General features: G+C 69.2%; 14 protein-coding genes. 10 read left to right on the top strand and 4 right to left on the bottom strand.

The genetic code is table 11. The features are described 5' to 3' along the window. Positions 1 to 17 precede the first annotated feature (17 nt). On the bottom strand, positions 18 to 569 hold the full coding sequence (locus AB0J95_RS07770; protein WP_364753923.1) for an HIT domain-containing protein: 552 nt from the start codon (positions 567 to 569) through the stop codon (positions 18 to 20). Continuing rightward, positions 566 to 2,581, bottom strand: coding sequence for a threonine--tRNA ligase (gene thrS, locus AB0J95_RS07765; RefSeq protein ID WP_364754998.1), 2,016 nt, complete (start codon positions 2,579 to 2,581; stop codon positions 566 to 568). Before thrS ends, AB0J95_RS07770 begins: the two co-directional genes overlap by 4 nt. Positions 2,582 to 2,794: 213 nt before the next feature. Between thrS and AB0J95_RS07760 the strand changes: the two genes are divergently transcribed. After that, on the top strand, positions 2,795 to 3,682 hold the full coding sequence (locus AB0J95_RS07760) for a hypothetical protein (protein WP_364753920.1): 888 nt from the start codon (positions 2,795 to 2,797) through the stop codon (positions 3,680 to 3,682). A 145-nt stretch (positions 3,683 to 3,827) separates the two neighbouring features. Here AB0J95_RS07760 and AB0J95_RS07755 read toward each other — a convergent pair whose 3' ends face one another. Then, positions 3,828 to 4,340, bottom strand: coding sequence for a DUF305 domain-containing protein (locus AB0J95_RS07755; protein WP_364753917.1), 513 nt, complete (start codon positions 4,338 to 4,340; stop codon positions 3,828 to 3,830). A gap of 211 nt (positions 4,341 to 4,551) precedes the next feature. Between AB0J95_RS07755 and AB0J95_RS07750 the strand changes: the two genes are divergently transcribed. The 8 genes from AB0J95_RS07750 (at position 4,552) to AB0J95_RS07715 (ending at position 14,098) form a co-directional block, all read left to right on the top strand. Then, complete coding sequence (locus tag AB0J95_RS07750) at positions 4,552 to 5,964, top strand: hypothetical protein (protein ID WP_364753914.1); 1,413 nt, start codon at positions 4,552 to 4,554, stop codon at positions 5,962 to 5,964. Between the two features lie 108 nt (positions 5,965 to 6,072). Beyond that, complete coding sequence (locus AB0J95_RS07745; protein ID WP_364753911.1) at positions 6,073 to 6,984, top strand: ABC transporter ATP-binding protein; 912 nt, start codon at positions 6,073 to 6,075, stop codon at positions 6,982 to 6,984. After that, complete coding sequence (locus AB0J95_RS07740; RefSeq protein ID WP_364753908.1) at positions 6,977 to 7,849, top strand: hypothetical protein; 873 nt, start codon at positions 6,977 to 6,979, stop codon at positions 7,847 to 7,849. The genes AB0J95_RS07745 and AB0J95_RS07740 overlap by 8 nt, the downstream gene beginning before the upstream one ends. Next, positions 7,846 to 8,787 (top strand): ABC transporter ATP-binding protein, encoded by a 942-nt coding sequence (locus tag AB0J95_RS07735; protein WP_364753905.1) that lies wholly within the window; start codon positions 7,846 to 7,848, stop codon positions 8,785 to 8,787. Before AB0J95_RS07740 ends, AB0J95_RS07735 begins: the two co-directional genes overlap by 4 nt. Continuing rightward, the gene (locus AB0J95_RS07730; RefSeq protein ID WP_364753903.1) at positions 8,784 to 9,497 is read left to right on the top strand and encodes an ABC transporter permease subunit; all 714 of its coding nucleotides are present in this window, start codon (positions 8,784 to 8,786) and stop codon (positions 9,495 to 9,497) included. The genes AB0J95_RS07735 and AB0J95_RS07730 overlap by 4 nt, the downstream gene beginning before the upstream one ends. A gap of 33 nt (positions 9,498 to 9,530) precedes the next feature. Beyond that, the gene (locus AB0J95_RS07725; protein ID WP_364753900.1) at positions 9,531 to 10,373 is read left to right on the top strand and encodes an AraC family transcriptional regulator; all 843 of its coding nucleotides are present in this window, start codon (positions 9,531 to 9,533) and stop codon (positions 10,371 to 10,373) included. 69 nt (positions 10,374 to 10,442) lie between these two features. Next, on the top strand, positions 10,443 to 12,344 hold the full coding sequence (locus AB0J95_RS07720; RefSeq protein WP_364753897.1) for a maleylacetate reductase and hydroxyquinol 1,2-dioxygenase domain-containing protein: 1,902 nt from the start codon (positions 10,443 to 10,445) through the stop codon (positions 12,342 to 12,344). A gap of 2 nt (positions 12,345 to 12,346) precedes the next feature. Beyond that, positions 12,347 to 14,098: an FAD-dependent monooxygenase gene (locus AB0J95_RS07715; protein WP_364753894.1), complete on the top strand. Its 1,752-nt coding sequence runs from the start codon at positions 12,347 to 12,349 to the stop codon at positions 14,096 to 14,098. A 297-nt stretch (positions 14,099 to 14,395) separates the two neighbouring features. Here AB0J95_RS07715 and AB0J95_RS07710 read toward each other — a convergent pair whose 3' ends face one another. Next, entirely contained in the window at positions 14,396 to 14,944 is a 549-nt protein-coding gene (locus tag AB0J95_RS07710) for a helix-turn-helix domain-containing protein (protein WP_364753891.1), read from the bottom strand. Between the two features lie 84 nt (positions 14,945 to 15,028). On the opposite strand from AB0J95_RS07710, the gene AB0J95_RS07705 reads away from it, so the two are divergent. Next, positions 15,029 to 16,117, top strand: coding sequence for a cytochrome P450 (locus tag AB0J95_RS07705; RefSeq protein ID WP_364753889.1), 1,089 nt, complete (start codon positions 15,029 to 15,031; stop codon positions 16,115 to 16,117). The last annotated feature ends 22 nt before the right edge of the window (positions 16,118 to 16,139 follow it).

The following is a 16,139-nucleotide window of genomic DNA, read 5'->3' as shown; positions in this document are numbered from 1 at the left end:
GAGGGGGTGGGGGTGGGTCAGGCTTTGGGCCAGGCGTCGGCCAACAGCTGGCGGGTTTCGCCCAGCAGTTGGGGCAGGACCTTGGTGTGGCCGATGACGGGCATGAAGTTGTTGTCGCCGCCCCATCGGGGGACGACGTGTTGGTGGAGGTGGGCTGCGATGCCCGCGCCGGCGATCACGCCTTGGTTCATGCCGATGTTGAAGCCGTGGGGCGCTGAGACTTCGCGGGCGACGATCATGGCGCGTTGGGTGAACTCCGCGAGTTCCAGGGTCTCGGGCACGGTGAGGTCGGGGTACAGCGCGACGTGGCGGTACGGCACGACCATGAGGTGCCCGGGGTTGTAGGGGTAGAGGTTCAGAACCGCGTAGACGGTCTCGCCTCTGGCCACGATCAGGCCCGTGACGTCGTCCAGCTCGGGGATCCTGCAGAACGGGCAGCCTTCGACCTCGTCGTCGTCCGGCTTGTTCTCCCCCTTGATGTACGCCATCCGGTGGGGCGTCCACAGGCGCTGGAGGGCGTCGGGGATGCCGACGCCCTGCTGCTCGACCAGCTCGGCAGGCTCGCTCACAAGCTCGCCTGGACGGTCTCCGCGGTCGGCGAGGTGTTCTCGTGCCGGGCGATCCAGCCGGTGATGGTCTCCACCGCGCGGTCGACCGGCACGCCGTTGATCTGGGTACCGTCGCGGAACCGGAACGACACCGCGCCCGCCTCCACGTCCTTGGCACCCGCCAGCAGCATGAACGGCACCTTCTGGAGCGTGTGGTTGCGGATCTTCTTCTGCATCCGGTCGTCCGACAGGTCCAGTTCGACCCGCACGGCGTGGGACTTCAGCGCCTTTGCGATCTGCTGCAGGTGCGGGACCTGCTCGTCGGTGATGGCGATGCCGACCACCTGCACCGGCGCCAGCCACGCCGGGAACGCGCCCGCGTAGTGCTCGGTCAGCACGGCGAAGAACCGCTCGACCGACCCGAACAGCGCGCGGTGGATCATCACGGGCCGCTGCCGCGAACCGTCGGCCGCCGTGTACTCCAGCTCGAACCGCTCCGGCAGGTTGAAGTCCAGCTGGATGGTGGACATCTGCCAGGTCCGGCCGAGCGCGTCCCGCGCCTGCACGGAGATCTTCGGGCCGTAGAACGCCGCACCGCCCGGGTCGGGAACCAGCTGCAGCCCCGACTCCTCGGCGACCGAGCGCAGCGTTTCCGTTGCCTGCTCCCAGATCTCGTCGGAGCCGACGTACTTGTCCTCGTTCTTGGTGGACAGTTCGAGGTAGAAGTCGTCGAGACCGTAGTCGCGCAACAGGTCCAGCACGAACGTCAGCAGCGACTTGAGCTCGTCGCGGACCTGCTCGGGCGTGCAGAAGATGTGCGCGTCGTCCTGCGTCATGCCGCGCACGCGGGTCAGGCCGTGCACCACACCGGACTTCTCGTACCGGTAGACCGAGCCGAACTCGAACATCCGCAGCGGCAGCTCGCGGTAGGAGCGCCCGCGCGACTTGAAGATCAGGTCGTGGAACGGGCAGTTCATCGGCTTGAGGTAGTAGTCCTGGCCGGGCTTGCGGACCGTGCCGTCCTCGTTGAGCTCCGCGTCCAGGTGCATCGCCGGGTACATGCCGTCGCGGTACCAGTCCAGGTGACCCGAGACCTCGAACAGCGTGCCCTTGGTGATGTGCGGCGAGTAGACGAACTCGTAGTCCTCCTCCTCGTGCCGCCGCCGCGAGTAGTCCTCCATCGCCTTGCGGATGATGCCGCCCTTGGGGTGGAACACCGCCAGGCCGGAGCCGATCTCGTCGGGGAAGCTGAACAGGTCCAGCTCGTTGCCCAGCTTGCGGTGGTCGCGCTTCTCGGCCTCGGCCAGCAGGCGCAGGTACTCGTCCTGGGCCTCCTGCGACTCCCACGCGGTGCCGTAGATCCGCTGCAGCTGCGGGTTCTTCTCGCTGCCGCGCCAGTACGCGGCGGCCGACCGGGTCAGCTTGAACGCCGGGATGTACTTGGTGGTCGGCACGTGCGGGCCACGGCAGAGGTCACCCCAGACGCGGTCGCCCGAACGCGGGTCGAGGTTGTCGTAGATCGTCAGCTCGCCGCCGCCGACCTCCATCACCTCGGAAGTGTCCACATCGGACTTGATGTCGACGAGTTCCAGCTTGTAGGGCTCTTGTGACAGCTCGTGCTTGGCGGCGCCGACCGACTCGACCACGCGGCGGGAGAACCGCTGCGCGCCCTTGACGATCTGCTTCATCCGCTTCTCGAGCGCCTCGAGGTCCTCGGGCGTGAACGGCTTGGGCACGTCGAAGTCGTAGTAGAAGCCGTCCTTGATGGGCGGGCCGATGCCGAGCTTGGCCTCCGGGAACAGCTGCTGGACGGCCTGCGCCAGCACGTGCGCGGTGGAGTGGCGGATGACGCTGCGGCCCGCCTCGGTGTTCGCCGCGACGGCGTCCACCTCGGCGTCGGCGTCCGGCGTCCACGCCAGGTCGCGCAGGGTGCCCTGGTCGTCGCGGACGACGACGATCGCGTCCGGGCCCTTGGTCGGCAACCCCGCCTCCCGCACGGCGGCGCTCGCCGTCGTGCCCGCCGGAACCACCACGCGCTTGGCGGGCTCGGCCAGGACGGCGGGAGATACGGACACGGTCGGGCTCCTCTGCTCAGGGATTCAAGCTGCGGAAAACCATCGTATCGACACCCAGGCCAGCGACTTCACCGCGCCCGTTACCCAACCGACAGGAAGCGCACAGCCGGCACTCAGGCAACCGGGTGAACCTGGAAAGGTCATGAGAACTGCCCAACCGGGGAGCCCCACGTGTCCGACGAAGACAACAAGCCCCAGCAGCCGCAGGAGCCGGCGGCGCAGCCCGCTCCCCCTGCGCCCGACCAGCACACCACCCCGCTGACTGAACCCTCCCAGCAGGGCGCCGCGGGCTACCAAGCCACCACTCCCCTGCCCGCCGAAGGCCAGTCCGCCACCTACCCGGCCTCCGCCGGGCCCGCGGCGGGAGGCGCCGCGCCAGGCGAGGCCGGTGCCGAAGGCCAGCCCGCCGCGGCGGGCGCCGCGCAGCCCGGCCACGCGTCGCAGGGTGTGGCGGGCCATCAAGCCACCGCTCCGCTACCCGAAGGCCAGCCCGCAGCAGCGCAGGGCGCCGCGGCACAGCACGCGCCGGGCGAGGCCGGTGCCGGTGCCGCGCAGCCAGCAGCCGGGGACCAGGCCACCACTGCTCTGGGCGCCGAAGGCCACCCGGCCGCCGGTGCCCGGTCCGCGGCGGACCCGAACGCACAGGCGGGTCCGGCCGCCGAGTCCGGGGCGGCGGCGCCCCCTCCGCCGCCGCCACCGGCTCAGCCCGTCTACCAGGCGCCACGCCAGCCGGGTGGGTTCGGGCGGTTCGCCCGGCACCGCGCCACGCAGATCGTCGCGGCGGGCATCGCGGGTCTGTTGATCGGCGGCGGGGCGGTGGCATTGATCAACCACGGCGATGGTCACGCCCGCCCGGGTTACGGCTACTACCGGGGCGACGGCCCGGGCCGCGCCTTCCCCGGCCCCGGACCGTTCAACCAGCGCCCGGGTCAGCGCGACGGCCGAGGGCCGCGCTTGCAGCCCCCGAACCAGCAACGCCCGCAGCAACCACCCAGCTCCACCCAGCCGGCCCCACCCAGCGGCTCGTCGACCCCGAGCACGCCGCCCACCACGAGCTAGGAAAACGGACGCCCGGGCTCACCCCGGGCGTCCCCACGAATGTGGAACACGCCCCCCGCGAACGTGGGACACGGCCCCCGCGAATGTGGGACACGGCCACCGTCAACGTGGGACACGGCCAAAGGGGTGGGGGTGGGCGGGGGGATTAACTGAGCATTGCCTTCATCTGGGCGATTTCCTTCTGCTGGGTGACCATCACGTCCTGGGCCATCTCCTCGACGAACACGTCCGACCCGGTCTGCAGCAGGTCGGACGCCATCACCAGCGCGCCCTCGTGGTGAGCGATCATCAGCTGCAGGAACATCGTGTCGAAGGCGGGCCCGGCGGCCGCGCGCAGGGCGGAAAGCTGCTCGGCGGACGCCATGCCGGGCATCGCCTCGGTCATCTGGTGCTCCGGCGCCTTGTTCTTGCTGATCCAGGCTTCCATCGCCTTGATGTCCGGCCCTTGGGTGTCGGCGATCCGGGACGCGATGGCCTTCACGTCGTCGCGGGCGGCACGCCCGGGCGCCAGGCCGGCCATCTCGATGGCCTGCTGGTGGTGGGTGATCATCATCCGCACGTACTTGACGTCCGCGTCGTTGAAACCCGCGCGGGGCTGGGCTTTCGCGGCCTCGGAGGGCGACAGGGTCTTGGCCGACTCCCCTGGGCGACCAGGCATGATGACGCTCGGCTCATCCGAGGGCGGCGTGCTCGTACACCCGGTTACCACAACCAGCAGTAAAGCCAGAGTTACCCCGATCGACCTCACTCGGCAAAAGTTACCCTAGTCCCGACCTGCCGGTTCCCTACTTTCGGATGCTGACCCTAAGTAAAGATCTCTTCATACTGTTATTCACCAACTTTGGTGCTAGGTGTGAAGGAGCCTGCCCGTGAAGAGGTTCGGCAGATCTGTCGCACTACTGGGGACCGCATCCGTCGCCCTCACCGTCGCGCTGGGCATCCCCGCCTCGGCCGCGGACGACGGAATCCCCGGTGTGGACGAGATCCGGCACAGCTGGAACGTGCGCAACATCGCCAACGTGCCCAAGCACGCCCCATTCGACACCTTGGACGCGCTGGACAGTGACCTCGCGTTCACCGGCGACAAGGTGATCGCCGGGAACTACAACGGTTTCACCATCTACGACATCCGCAACCCGCGCAAACCCAAGATCGTCAGCCAGGTGGTCTGCCCCGGCTCGCAGAACGACGTGTCCGTCTACGGCGACCTGTTGTTCCTGTCGACCGACTCGTCGCGCAGCGACTCCTCCTGCAACAGCACCTCCCTGCCCGCGTCGGAGAAGAACGCCTGGGAGGGCATGAAGATCTTCGACATCAGCAACCCCAAGGCGCCCAAGTACGTGGCCGCCGTGGAGACCGACTGCGGGTCGCACACCCACACGCTGGTGCCGGACAAGCGCGGCAAGGACGTCTACCTCTACGTCTCGTCCTACAGCCCGAACGAGACGTTCCCGGACTGCCTGCCGCCGCACGACTTCATCTCGATCATCAAGGTGCCGCTGAAGGACCCGTCGAGCGCGGCCGTGGTGGCCAAGCCCGTGCTGTTCCCGGACGGCGGCAACCCCGGTGCGCCGGCGCCGTGGCCGAACCCGACCGTCTCGGCGACGAGCGGCTGCCACGACATCACCGTGTACCCGTCGAAGGACCTGGCCGCCGGTGCCTGCATGGGTGACGGGATCCTGTTCGACATCTCCAACCGGGAGAAGCCGCGGGTGATCAACCGCGTCGAGGACAACGCGCACTTCGCGTTCTGGCACTCGGCGACGTTCAACAACGACGGCACCAAGGTCGTGTTCACCGACGAGCTCGGCGGCGGCGGCCGCGCGACCTGCAACACCATGATCGGCCAGGAACGCGGCGCGGACGGCATCTACGACATCACCGGCCGCGGCGAGAACCGCAAGCTGGAGTTCCGCAGCTACTTCAAGATCCCGCGGCCGAACGCGGACACGGAGAACTGCGTGGCGCACAACGGGTCGCTGATCCCGGTGCTCGGCCGCGACATCATGGTCCAGGCCTGGTACCAGGGCGGCATCTCGGTGTGGGACTTCACCGACTCGGCCCGGCCCAAGGAGATCGGTTTCTGGGAGCGCGGCCCGCTCTCGGCGACCGAGGCGATCGTCGGCGGTTCGTGGTCGGCGTACTACTACAACGGCTACGTGTACTCCAACGACATCCAGAAGGGCCTGGACGTCCTGGAGATCATCGACCCGCGGGTGATCAGCGCCAAGTTCGTGCACCTCAACCAGCTGAACGTGCAGACCCAGAGCCACAACTGGTAACGTCTTGGCTGAGAACGCACTCAGGCCGTCCCCTAGGGGGCGGCCTGGTTGCTTTTCCGGGGAGTCCGCCGGATGCCGGGACAGGACCGACCCCGTAGCTTCTTGCGCGTGAACCTCATCGAGACCGAGTCACTGGAGAAGCGGTACGGGGGACGGGTGACCGCCCTGGCCGATCTCACGGTGACCATCGAACCCGGCATCGTCGGCCTGGTCGGTGCGAACGGCGCGGGCAAGAGCACGCTGATCAAGCTGGCGCTCGGCCTCCTGGAGCCGACCGGGGGCCGGATCCGCGTCCTCGGGCTCGACCCGCTGGCCGAGGGGGACGCCGTGCGGGCGCGCGTCGGGTACATGCCCGAGCACGACTGCCTGCCGCCGGACCTGTCCGCCGCGGAGTTCGTCACCCACATGGCGCGGGTCAGCGGCCTGCCGCCCGCCCCGGCCCGTGAACGCGCGTCCGAGACGCTGCGGCACGTCGGCCTGTACGAGGAGCGCTACCGGCCGATCGGCGGCTACTCGACCGGCATGAAGCAGCGGGTCAAGCTGGCGCAGGCGCTGGTGCACGACCCGGAGCTGCTGCTGCTGGACGAGCCGACCAACGGCCTTGATCCCGAGGGCCGCCGGCAGATGTTGTCGCTGGTGCACCGGATCGGCACCGAGTTCGGCATCTCGGTGATCGTCTGCTCGCACCTGCTGGGCGAGATCGAGCGGATCTGCACCGCGCTGGTCGCCATCGACGCGGGCCGGCTGCTGCGCTCGGCGTCGCTGTCCTCGATGACCCAGCACAGCGACCTGCTGATGGTCGAGGTCGACGACCGCGAGGACGTCCTGAAGGAGCGCCTGTCCGGCCTGGGGTTGTCGGTGCGCCAGAAGGACCGTGTGCTCATGGTGACCCTCAACGGGGACGACACGTTCGACACCATCCGCGACGCCGTGGCCGAGCTGGACCTGTCGCTGCACCGGCTCGAACAGCACCGCCACCAGGTCGCCGACCTGTTCCGCGAGGAGGTCAGCCATGCCTGAGGCAGGCGTCATTCATGACATCGGCTACCAGCACTACGACGGGCCCCGGCTGGGCCGCCGGTACGCGACCTGGTCGATCTATGTCCACAGTGTCCGGACGGCGTTCGGCATCGGCCGCACCGCGAAGGCGAAGTTCCTGCCGGTGGGCCTGTTCGCGCTGGCCTGCCTGGTCTCGTTGATCCTGGTGATCGTGAGCAGCCAGCTGCCGTTCCCGGTGGTCACCTACGTCGGGCTGGTCGCGTCGTTCACGTTCGCCATCAGCGGGTTCGCCGCGATCGTCGCGCCCGAGCTGGTCTCGCGGGACCTGCGCAACACCGCGCTGCCGCTGTACTTCTCGCGCCCGCCGCACCGCACCGACTACGCGCTGGCCAAGCTGCTCGCGATGGTCACCGCGATCTTCGTGATGTACGGCGGGCCGCTGCTGGTGATGGTCATCGGCATGTCGTTCAACACCAACGACGGCGTCAGCGGCATCCTGAGCGAGTTCGGTGACCTGTTGCCGGGCATCGGCGCCGCGCTGATCCACTCGATCGTGATCGCCGCCATCGCGGTCCCGCTGGCCTCGCTGACCGGCCGCCGGGTGTTCGCCACCGGCCTGATCATCGCCGTGTTCCTGCTCAGCGCTCCGATCGCCGGTGCGCTGACCAACTTCGGCCGGGGCGCGATGGAGTACCTCGCCGGGATCATCAACCCGGTGGTCCTGCTCGACGGCGTCGACTCGTGGGTGTTCGGCTCGGACACCGTGGGCGCCGCCGGCCTCGCCCAGATCGGCCCGTACGGCGGGGTCTACGGGCTGGTCGCCTTCCTCATCGCCTTCCTCGGCACCGGCCTGGTGATGTTCCGATACAAGAAGGTGAAGGCATGACCACCGTGACCACCACCCCAGTGAAAACGTCCACTGTGGACTTGACCGGGGTCTCGCACTGGTACGGCAACGTGGTCGCGGTCAACGACATCACGCTGTCGGTCGGCCCGGGCGTGACCGGTCTGCTCGGCCCGAACGGCGCGGGCAAGACCACGGTGCTGCACATGATGGCCGGGTTCCTGCCGCCGTCACAGGGCACGGTGACCCTGGACGGTCGGCCGACCTGGCGCAACCCGGAGGTCTACCGCGCGCTGGGCCTGGTGACCGAGCGGGAGAGCGTGCCGGGTTACCTGACCGCACAGGAGTTCGTGGTCGCCAGCGCGAAGCTGCACGGTTTGAACAACCCCGCGCAGGCGGCCGCGCAGGCGATCGGCATCGTCGAGCTGGACGAGGCCAAGGACCGCCGGATCTCCGAGTACTCCAAGGGAATGCGCCAGCGGGCCCGGGTGGCCGCGGCCCTGGTGCACGATCCTTCGGTGCTGCTGCTGGACGAACCGTTCAACGGCATGGACCCCCGCCAGCGCCTGCACATGATGGACCTGTTGCACCGCATGGCTTCCGAGGGCCGCACGATCCTGTTCAGCTCGCACATCCTGGAAGAGGTCGAGCAGCTGTCCGGGACCGTGCAGGTGATCGTGGCCGGGCGGCTGGCGGCCTCGGGCGACTACCGGCACATCCGGCGCCTGATGACCAACCGGCCGCACGTGTTCCTGATCCAGTCCTCGGACAACCGGACGCTCGCGACCATCCTGATGGGACTGGAGTCGGTGTCCGGGGTGGAGCTGGAACCGGCCGGGCTGCAGGTGCGCGCGAACGACTACGGCAGCTTCACCCGTGCGCTGACGAAGGTCGCGCGGGACAAGGGCATCCGGCTGACCGGGGTGCTGCCGTCCGACGAGTCCCTTGAAGACGTCTTCGCATACCTGGTGGAGAAATGAACCTGACTGTCGCGGGCCTGACCGCCCGGGCGCTGCTCGGCCGGCGCCGGCTGCTGTTGCTGCTGCCCATGCCGTTGCTGCTGGTCGGGCTCACCCTGATCGGCGTGGCCACCAGCGACGACGCCCGGGCCTGGGCGCCGGGTGTGCTGGGCAGCCTCGGCCTCGGCGTGATCCTGCCGCTGACCGCGCTCATCGTCGGCAGCAGCGTGCTCGGGCTGGAGATCGAGGACGGCACGATCACCCACATCCTCGCGAAGCCGTTGCCGCGCAGCGAGATCATCGTCGCCAAGCTGGTGGTGGCCTGGCTGGTGACCACGGCGGCGACGGCGGTCCCGCTGGCGATCGCGGGGGCGATCACCGAGGGCGGCTCGCTGGCCATCGGCCTGTTCCTGGGCGCACTGGTCGGCGGGCTGGCGTACACGGCGTTCTTCCTGGCGCTGAGCCTGATGTCCCGCCGTCCGGTGGCGATCGGGCTGGTCTACATCATGCTGTGGGAGAACCTGCTGGTGACGTTCGTCAGCGGGGCGCGGGCGCTGAGCATCCAGCAGTACGCCCTCACCTTCGCCGACCGGTTGTCCGGCAGCGACCTGCTGACGTCCAACCTGGCCCCGCTGACCGCGGCGATCCTGGCGGCGGCGTTCATCGCCCTGGGCACGGTGCTGGCGACCGCTCGCCTGCGCTCGTTCGCGCTGACCGGGGAGACCAGCTAGCGGGGGTATCCTGGCAGGCCAGGAGGTTGTTCCATGGCGGAGCTGGGCGTTGCCGACACCAACGGCATCCTGGCGCTGCCATGGATCACTCCCGAGCGCACCAGCGCGGGCCTGGGCTGGGAGCACGTGTACGTGTCCAAGCAGCACGAGATCCCGTTCCAGTCGTCGTTCCGGGCCGCGCCCACCCACCAGCTGATCCTGCACCTGGCCGGCCCGGTCGCGGTCCGGCGTGGGTCCGCCGCCCCGCGACGGGTCCAGGCGGGCGGGCTGTTCCTGCAACCCGCGCACGGCGAGCTGAACGTCGAGCTGTGCGGTGAACTGGACACGCTTCACGTTTACCTGTCGGACAAAGCGCTGGACGACGACGTCCGATTGGCCGAGGAACTGGGTTCCAACGACCCGCTGCTCGAACAACTGGCGCTGGCACTGGATTCCACGGCCCGCGACTGGCAGCCCAGCGCACGGACCTATGTGGACCAGCTCACCAACTTGATGGCCACCCAGTTGGCCAGGCACCACAGTGCGGGACGGAAGGCGGCGGATTCGCGCCAGACCGGGTTGTCCGAGCAGCAGTTCGCGCGGGTGCGGGAGCTGCTCTGCGACCGGATCGCCGAACCGATCCCGCTGGCGGACATGGCCAGGGTCGCGGGCCTGTCGGTGAGCCAGTTCGCCCGGCAGTTCAAGGTCACCGCGGGCGCCGCCCCGCACCGGTTCCTGCTGCGGATGCGGGTGAAACACGCCGAGCGGCTGCTGCGCACCAGCACCCTGCCGATCGCCGAGGTGGCCGTGCGCTGCGGGTTCTCCCACCAGGAACACCTGACCAGGGTCATGCGCGCCCAGCTCGGTACCACGCCGGGAGCGGTCCGCAACTCCTGAGTCGTTTCGTGCAGCCGAGTCAGCGGTTTCGTGCAGGCGCGGGCGGCCCGGCTCTCGGATACTCGGGCCATGACGTCATTCACCTACTCGGCGGGCCCGGCCCGGGTGGTGTTCGGGCCGGGGACCCTGCGCCTGCTGGGCCCGGAGGTCCGCCGCCTCGGCGGGACCCGGGTACTGCTGGTCAGCAGCCCGCATCCGGCCAAGCCCGCCGCCCTGGTCGCCGAGGCGCTCGGGTCGCTGCTGGCCGCCCAGTTCGATGGTGCGGTCATGCACACCCCGGTCGAGGTCACCGCGCAGGCGATGGAGCTGGCCAAGGGCGTGGACTGCATCGTCGCCGTCGGCGGCGGGTCGGCGATCGGCCTGGGCAAGGCGATCGCGTTGCGCACGGACCTGCCCCAGGTGGTCGTGCCCACCACGTACGCCGGGTCCGAGGCCACTCCCGTGCTCGGCGAGACCGCGGACGGGCAGAAGACCACCCAGACCTCCCCGGCGATCCTGCCCGAGACCATCGTCTACGACGTCGACCTGACCATGACGCTGCCCGTCGAGATGTCGGTGACCAGCGGGATCAACTCGCTGGCGCACGCGGTCGAGGCGCTCTACTCCCCCGACGCCAACCCGGTCACCGACCAGCTCGCCCTCGACGCCATCCGGCGGCTGGGCCGCGCGCTGCCCCGGATCGCGGCCAACCCCGCCGACGAGGAGGCGCGAGCCGACGCACTGCAGGCCGCGTGGCTGGCCGGGACCTGCCTCGGCACGGTCGGGATGAGCCTGCACCACAAGCTCTGCCACACCCTCGGCGGCTCGTTCGGCCTGCCGCACTCGGAAACCCACACGGTCGTGCTGCCGCATGCCATGGCGTACAACGCACCCGCGGTCCCCGCGATCATGGCGCGGATCGCCGAGGCGCTGGGTGTGCCGGACGCGCCGAGCGGTGTCCACGACCTGATCAAGGAGCTGGGCGGGCCGACCTCGCTGCGGGATCTCGGGATGGCCGCGACCGACTTGACCGCGGCCGCCGAGCTGGCCACCGCCAAGCCGTACCCGAACCCCCGTGAGCTGACCCGTGAAGGCGTCCTGGGCCTGCTGGAGAACGCCTGGGCCGGAACCAGGCCGCCGGGTCTGACCCAGGACATCCCGAAGCTCACCGCCCAGGTCGTGGCCAGCTTCGACAACGCGCCCGACCGGCTGCGGTCGCTGCTGACCGACCTGGTCAAGACGCTGCACTCGTACGTGCTGCGCAACGACCTGACCGAGGCGGAGTGGCTGTACGCGATCGACTTCCTGACCCGGACCGGGCACATCACCACCGAGACCCGCCAGGAGTTCATCCTGCTGTCCGACACGCTCGGCGTGTCCAGCGTGGTCGACCTGCTGACCAACTCGCGCACCCCGGACACCACGCCGTCGGCCGTGCTCGGACCGTTCTATGTGGACGGACCGCCGGAGGAGCCGCAGGGTTTCGACATCTCCGCCGGGCTGCCCGGGACGCCACTGTGGACGGACGTGCAGGTGCTCGACACGCACGAAAACCCTGTGGCAGATGCCGTCGTGGACGTCTGGCAGTCCAATGAGGACGGTTTCTACGACGTGCAGCTGCCGGACCTGGACGGCCCGGTGCTGCGCGCCCGGTTCCGCACCGACGCCGAGGGGCGGCTGCGGTTCTGGTCGATCGTGCCCGCCGCGTACCCGATCCCGGCCGACGGCCCGGTCGGCCAGATGCTGGAGGGCTCGGGACGGCACCCGTACCGGGCCCCGCACCTGCACTTCATGATCGCCAAGCCGGGCTTCCACACCCTGGTCACCCAGCTGTTCGTCAAGGGCGGCGACTACCTCGGCTCGGACACGGTGTTCGGCGTGAAGGACGGCCTGATCGTCGACTTCGCCGAGCAGGACGGCCCCACCCCCGACGGCCGCGAGCTGGACACCTGGCACCGCGTCGGCTTCACGTTCCACATTTCCGGAGAATGACCATGAGCTATGACACCGATGTCCTCGTGGTGGGCACCGGCCCGGCCGGTGGCGCGGCGGCGTTACTGCTGGCCACCTATGGGATCCGGACCCTCGCGGTGAACAAGTACGGCTGGGTGGCCAACACGCCCCGCTCGCACATCACCAACCAGCGCACCATGGAGGTGCTGCGGGACCTGGGCATCGAGCAGGAGGCCCTGGCGCTGGGCACGCCACAGGAGCTGATGGGCGACACCGTGCTGTGCACGTCCATCGCGGGCGCCGAGATCGGCCGGATCACCAGCTGGGGCACGGGCGCGCGGTCGGCGACCGAGTACCTGGCGGCCAGCCCGAGCCCGATGATCGACCTGCCGCAGACCTACCTGGAGCCGATCCTGGTCAGCAACGCGGCCGCGCGCGGCGCCAAAGTGCGGATGGACACCGAGTTCCGGTCGTTCGAACAGGACGCCGACGGGGTCACGGCGACGCTTTTCGACCGGGTGCGGAATGACGAGTACACGATCCGCGCGAAGTATCTGATCGGCGCCGACGGCGGCCGCAGCAAGGTGGCCGAACTGGCCGGGCTGCCCATTTCCGGGCAGACCGGGAAAGCCGGCAGTATGAACATCACGTTCACCGCGGATCTGAGCCGATATGTGGCCCACCGGCCGAGCGTGCTCTATTGGGTCATGCGGCCGGGCGCGGGCACCGGCGGCATCGGAATGGGCCTCGTGCGGATGGTCCGGCCGTGGAACGAGTGGCTGCTGGTGTGGGGGTACGACATCGAGCAGGAGCCGCCGGAGGTGACCACCGAGGAGGCCACGGCGATTGTCCGCGACCTTGTCGGTGATCCGGATCTGCCAGTGGAGATCACGTCGACCTCGTTGTGGACGGTGAATCACAACTACGCCACCGAATACGCGAATGGTCGCGTTTTCTGCGCGGGCGACGCGGTTCACCGCCACCCGCCGTCAAACGGGCTCGGCTCGAATACGTCCATTCAGGACTCGTACAACCTGGCGTGGAAACTGGCCATGGTCATCCGAGGTCAGGCGGGCCCCGCACTGTTGGACACTTATTCGCGGGAACGCGCGCCGATCGGCAAGCAGGTGGTCGACCGGGCCAACCTCAGCCGCGAGGAGTTCGGCCCGATCTTCGCAGCTCTGGGCATCTCCGACGACACCGACGCGGCCGGGATCGAGGCGGGCATGGCCGCGGTTCTGGCCGAGGACGCGGAGGGCGCGAAACGGCGCCGGGAACTGGAAGCCGCGGTCGAGTTGAAGAACTACGAGTTCAACGCGCATGGCGTCGAACTCGACCAGAGATATGTCTCCTCGGCGGTGCTGGACCCGGTCGTGGAAATGCACCCGGATGACCATGAACTGTTCCACCGGCCGAGCGCACGGCCGGGCGCCAAACTGCCGCACGTGTGGCTGGTCGGCCGGGACGGCCGCCGGGTGTCCACCCTGGATCTGGTCGGCCACGGGCGGTTCACGCTGGTCACTGGGCTGGCTGGGACCGCGTGGGTGACCGCGGCGAAGATCGTGAGCCAAGAGTTGCGAGTGGACCTCGCCGTCGCACGAATAGGTGACATTGGCGCACGGGACGCGTACGGCGACTGGAGCCGGGTCGCGGGGCTGCCGGAAGTGGGAACGCTGCTGGTCCGCCCGGACGGCTACATAGCGTGGCGCCGTGATGACGATGAGAATGCGCAGCCGGAACTTCGGGCCGCGATGCAGCGGATCCTGGCCACCGAACCCGCGTTGACCAGGTGAGATAACGGGCCGGTCGAAATGGTGACCGGCCTGTTGCCTGGTTGGCCGCCAATCGAGTGAGGTTTAGCGATCACCCAGCGGGGCATGCTATTTTTCAGTTGCCGCAGGCACTCCGGGGACCGCCGCCGCCGAGAATTGGGTTTGACATGTTCGCGCTGAAGACCCTCGCCCGCTGGGTCAACATGCTCACTCATCCCCGCTCAATCCCGCGCACGTCCTCGGAGAACTGCTCGGAGTGCGCACGCCGGTGGCAGGCGTCAGGCTACGATCCGGCCGTCCGCTGCCCGGCCCACCGGCTCAACTACCGAGAGCAGCCCGAATAACGCCCTGCACGGCGGCGTTGACGCGTTCGGCGCCACCCGGCGGCTCGCCCGCGTCCAGCCACGCGATAACGGCCTCCAGGGTCACCACCGGCAGCAACGCGGCCACCCATTCCCGCCACTGCGGATCCGCGATTTCGGTCATGTAGGAAAAGGCGACCTCCCGCGAACGGGTGGTCATCGAATCGACCAGCTCACCGAACTCGGGTTCCCGGGCAGCGTGCCGGAACACCAGCCGGAAACCATTCGGGTCCGCCGAAGCCGCACGCAGCAATGACGGAATGGTGTGCTCATCGTAAGTGCCCGGCCCCATGGTTTCCGACAACCGCAGCATTGCCCGGCCGAGGACCGCCAGATAAAGGTCCTTTTTGGAATCGAAATGCCGGTACAGCAGCACCCGGGTGATTCCGGCCTCGGCGGCGACGTCGTCCAGCCCGGTGCCGGCGTAGCCCGACCGCGCGAACGCCCGTGTGGCCGCGTCCAGGATCTGCTCCCGCCGCTCGACCCGACCCAGCCGCTGGACCACACCACCTCCTTGTTGACTCCGGAGTATACGAGTACGGTTGTTTACATCGACGTATACAAGTTCGAGTAAACATGGGGGTCGGTCATGATCCGCACGCACACGGCCACCGGCGACCCGGCATGGATGGCCACCGAATACGCGGAGGTCAGGCGCCTGCTGTCGGACGAACGCCTCGGCCGCTCGCACCCGGAGCCGGAGAAGGCCGGCCGGACCGGCGACTCGGCACTGTTCGGCGGGCCCATGGGCAACTTCGAGACCGAGCAGGCCGACCACGCCCGGATGCGGGCGCTGCTGCAGCCGCACTTCTCCGCGAAGCACATGCGCGCACTGCGCCCGCGCATCCAGTCCATGGCGGCCGAGCTGATCGACGACCTGCGCTCCCCCGCCGACCTGCAGGCCGCCGTGGCCACGCCGTTGCCGATCATGGTGATCTGCGAACTGCTCGGCGTGCCCTACGAGGACCGCGACCAGTTCCGCGCCTGGAGCGAGGCCGCGGGCACGTTCACCGACCGCGACGCCTCCGCGCAGGGGCTGGCGGCGCTGTACGGCTACGGGCTTTCCCTGGTGGCCAAGAAACGGGTGACCCCGGGCGACGACGTGATCTCCCGGCTCTGTGAGACCGAGACCGACGAAGCCGCGGCCCAGCTGTCGATGGCCCTGCTGTTCGCCGGGCACGAGACCACGGTGGTGCGCATCGGGATGGCGCTCATGATGCTGCTCGCCGAGCCCGGCGAGTGGCAACGGCTGGCGGCGGACCCCTCGCTGATCCCGGCCGCGATCGAGGAGACGCTGCGGTGGCCGACCGAGCTCCAGTACGTCAGCCACGGCGGTCTGCCCAGGTACGCGCGCACCGACTTCACCGTCGGCGACGCGCAGGTGCGCACCGGCGACCTGGTGCTGCTGAACCTCAGCGGCGCGAACCAGGACCCGTCGGTCTTCCCCGACCCGAAGCGGTTCGACACCACCCGTGACGCCACCGGGCACCTGACGTTCGGCCACGGCATCCGCTACTGCCTGGGCGCGCCGCTGGCCCGGATCGAGCTGCAGGAGGTGCTGGGCCAGCTGATCCCGAGGCACCCGGGCATGCGGCTGGCCGTGCCGGTCGAGCAGCTGCGGTACCGGACCGAGACGCTGACCGGAGGCCTGATCGAACTCCCGGTGACTTGGGAGTAACCCCCCCGCGTCCGTCGCCGTT

It is taken from the genome of Actinocrispum sp. NPDC049592 (assembly GCF_040675465.1).
Lineage (GTDB): Bacteria > Actinomycetota > Actinomycetes > Mycobacteriales > Pseudonocardiaceae > Kibdelosporangium.
Note: the sequence above shows the minus strand (reverse complement) of the source record. Positions and strands in the feature narration are given on the sequence as shown.

Bases quoted from the DNA above. Each gene is read 5' to 3' on its own strand.
- AB0J95_RS07740 (WP_364753908.1), top strand. From the start codon at position 6,977: ATGCCTGAGGCAGGCGTCATTCATGACATCGGCTACCAGCACTACGAC.
- AB0J95_RS07725 (WP_364753900.1), top strand. From the start codon at position 9,531: ATGGCGGAGCTGGGCGTTGCCGACACCAACGGCATCCTGGCGCTGCCA.
- AB0J95_RS07715 (WP_364753894.1), top strand. From the start codon at position 12,347: ATGAGCTATGACACCGATGTCCTCGTGGTGGGCACCGGCCCGGCCGGT.
- AB0J95_RS07705 (WP_364753889.1), top strand. From the start codon at position 15,029: ATGATCCGCACGCACACGGCCACCGGCGACCCGGCATGGATGGCCACC.
- AB0J95_RS07730 (WP_364753903.1), top strand. From the start codon at position 8,784: ATGAACCTGACTGTCGCGGGCCTGACCGCCCGGGCGCTGCTCGGCCGG.
- AB0J95_RS07720 (WP_364753897.1), top strand. From the start codon at position 10,443: ATGACGTCATTCACCTACTCGGCGGGCCCGGCCCGGGTGGTGTTCGGG.
- AB0J95_RS07755 (WP_364753917.1), bottom strand. From the start codon at position 4,340: ATGCCTGGTCGCCCAGGGGAGTCGGCCAAGACCCTGTCGCCCTCCGAG.
- AB0J95_RS07735 (WP_364753905.1), top strand. From the start codon at position 7,846: ATGACCACCGTGACCACCACCCCAGTGAAAACGTCCACTGTGGACTTG.